Origin of the sequence: Anaplasma phagocytophilum (genome assembly GCF_023476575.1) — a bacterium.
Lineage (GTDB): Bacteria > Pseudomonadota > Alphaproteobacteria > Rickettsiales > Anaplasmataceae > Anaplasma > Anaplasma phagocytophilum_A.
This window is the reverse complement of the sequence record NZ_JAHLEX010000026.1, coordinates 1-2787: the sequence shown is the minus strand read 5'-3', so window position 1 is coordinate 2787 and position 2787 is coordinate 1. Positions and strand designations below refer to the sequence as shown.

The 2787-nt window shown below is 40.3% G+C and carries 3 protein-coding genes and 1 pseudogene; 2 read left to right on the top strand and 2 right to left on the bottom strand.

What is annotated here, in order from left to right; translation table 11 throughout:
* Window positions 1–39 precede the first annotated feature (39 nt).
* Window positions 40–147: pseudogene (locus KPX09_RS05725) on the bottom strand (NADH-quinone oxidoreductase subunit C); the annotation flags it as partial.
* Between the two features lie 768 nt (window positions 148–915).
* Window positions 916–1044: a type B 50S ribosomal protein L36 gene (gene ykgO / locus KPX09_RS02200; protein WP_021799033.1), complete on the bottom strand. Its 129-nt coding sequence runs from the start codon at window positions 1042–1044 to the stop codon at window positions 916–918.
* A gap of 322 nt (window positions 1045–1366) precedes the next feature.
* On the opposite strand from ykgO, the gene KPX09_RS02195 reads away from it, so the two are divergent.
* Together KPX09_RS02195 and KPX09_RS02190 are read left to right on the top strand one after the other, a co-directional pair.
* Window positions 1367–2086, top strand: coding sequence for a hypothetical protein (locus KPX09_RS02195; RefSeq protein ID WP_249548759.1), 720 nt, complete (start codon window positions 1367–1369; stop codon window positions 2084–2086).
* Between the two features lie 323 nt (window positions 2087–2409).
* A partial coding sequence (locus KPX09_RS02190) for an endonuclease/exonuclease/phosphatase family protein (protein WP_249548758.1) occupies window positions 2410–2787 on the top strand: 378 nt, incomplete at its 3' end.

Here is a 2787-nt window from a genome sequence, read left to right as displayed (position 1 = left end):
CCATACCCTACACTGCTACAATGGCGGTTTACACCTTAATTACTTATAGCCCTTCCATGGCGACATTGAATTGAACAACCTGAAGTTTTGCTGCAAATCCACCGGCTGATATGCTACCTTCCCTTTATGGAAGTCATACCGGACTTCTAATTTCGTTGCACAAAAAATATAAAAAGGTAATTATTCAACTAACTAAACCCCAAAAGTTGAAGAAGCGGTATTTATACAGTCTACTCAAATGACTTACTGCATGATTTTAGCCTGAAGTATATGGGACATAGCTGGTAACTACAATCTAATTACTCTAGCAGAACAGAGATGTATCTGTCGGGGCGCTGTGAACTATGTAAACTGAAAAATAACCAGACAAGGCAACGTGTACCTACTATAGAAACTCACTATAAATCTCCCATGGTACCATGTTGCACCTCACTATAGCACCATGTCCATTCAAAGTACTATGTTAGCAAAACTGAAAGTCACACACTAACACTGGTAGTTACATAGTGTTTCGGAAAAAACCTGCCCTGTACTCATGTATTCAGCAGACACAACACCATTTTGAGAGTCTAGCTCCGCACTTTTGTGAACTAAATCACCACATCACTAAGCAAACCATGCTCTGAAATTTTCACCGCAAATACTACCATGCATGAGAACAGAAAGCGCAGCAACAGAGACTACAACGGCCAGCCTTACATCTTTATGTAACTTTATAGCTCCTCAAGACTTTTTGCAAGGACACGGATGCGACTGCAAAAGGCTTCACTTACCCTGCCTACAGCACCACAGATTGCACAAAACCGCCCGATGCGCATTTACCAACACTAAAGACAGCTGTGAAGCAATCGCCCACAACATACTATACACGCAATGCCCGCCGACGAGACCACGCCGCAGAACACTTGCCACGAACTAGTACCCCTGACGAGCCTTAAATCTTGGCTTTTTCTTATTGATTACGTACACGCGACCCTTCCGGCGCACTATCTTACAGTCCCTATCTCTGCTCTTAGCAGACTTCAAAGACCCCATAACTTTCACAACATACCCCACGCCTACAACAAACGTAAAGTATCTCAATATTCACTATGGATCGTCAAGAGAAAATCTAGCCTTTTCTCACCAACAAATGCCAATGATGCCATTCTATACCATACTGGCATATCAAGTAAATGGCGCTATGCCAAAGGTAGCTGAAGAGCTAAAGTACTCGTATATTGCATACTCTGTATCGGGCTCATATTTGCGTACTATCTTGATATAGGATATTTTACTCTACAAATAATTGATTTACTTATTTTTTAGTTGAAAATGTTAAAAATTTAATACATGATTCTGCATGGCGCTTCTCTTAGGTTTTCCGTTGGAAAAGTGCAAATGCTGTCCGTGGAGAGGGGAGGAACCTGTGCTGGATTTTTCACATATTTCTGTTGCATTGCCATACTTAAAGGCTTTGACCCCTGTAGAGTATAAAATAGGCTATACGAGAAATGTTGTGTATTCTGACCCCTTTAATGTAGGATATAAATCACAAATGGCGAACTGGGAAGTGTCTGCTTCAGTATTATGGCCAATATTTAACGGTAAGTACTCCCACGAGTTTGAGCTTCATAGCGCTAAAGCTGTACCATCATTGAGCGTTGATGCTCAGCATGGTTTTAGTATAGTCAAGGCTATGAGGAATGTATATGGAATACACGACTTAGCTGCATCATCCGTTCAGAATATGCTCACCATAAGATCCAGGGCTATGTCTTACGGTTTTTACAGGTATTATCCACTGAACGAGTCATCGAGCTTATATGTTGGCACTGGAATTGGTATTGCTAAAATACTACAATATCAGGGATTCAGAAGGCATTCTGAGGACTTATTCGGTGTAGTAAAAAATTTTAAATTGGGTATAGTACATAAATTTAGTTCTGGGTTGTCGGCTTATATAGGATACATCTATAGGAGGACCTCTTGGAAGTATAAAAGCGACACAATATACGATCAGGAAGGTAATAGTATCACGTATGATTTGCAGAACTTTGAATTCTCTGCCCATGGCTTAAACCTAGGCATAAGATTTTTCATGTAAAAAATGTGCATATGTGGCTAAAATATCTGTAATTTACCTTTAGCGTGAATAACATTGTGGTCACGCCTATGCTTATAGCGCCTTTTCTATTACGCATTAGAAGTTTGGAAGTTGTACCCTACCTCCGCCTGTGTTGAGAGAGTGTGAAATTATGTTACGTGTTACCACACTGGATTATTTTGAAAAATATCAATATGCACTTTGGCAATGCTACATGTGTATTAAGCCTAGGAATCTCACTCCTTGGTAAAAGATCAACTTGACATGCTCAGCAGCTTACTATCTAACATCCTAATACATAATTAAAACGTTTAGTGCGCGGTATGATCAGAGTAATAACATGGAATGTCAATTCTATAAGAAAAAGAATAGAGCACCTGTGTAGTGTGCTATCAGAGCACAGTATAGACGTTGCTATGCTGCAAGAGATAAAGTGCACAAATGAGCAGTTTCCTTTTGTTGAGCTAGAAGCACTAGGTTATAAATGTTACGTGCATGGTCAGAAATCTAGAAATGGAGTTGCGATAATAAGTAAGTTGCCCGTAGTGGAAGTAGTTTCCTATAGCGTTTTAGACGAAGGGAAAGAACTACAATGCGCTGGGAGTTATTCTTCCGAGGAATCACGATATATAGAGTGTACGCTGGAGTGCGCTGGTAAGAAGAGAATAAGGGTAGTGAGCGTATACGTTCCCAACGGGCAG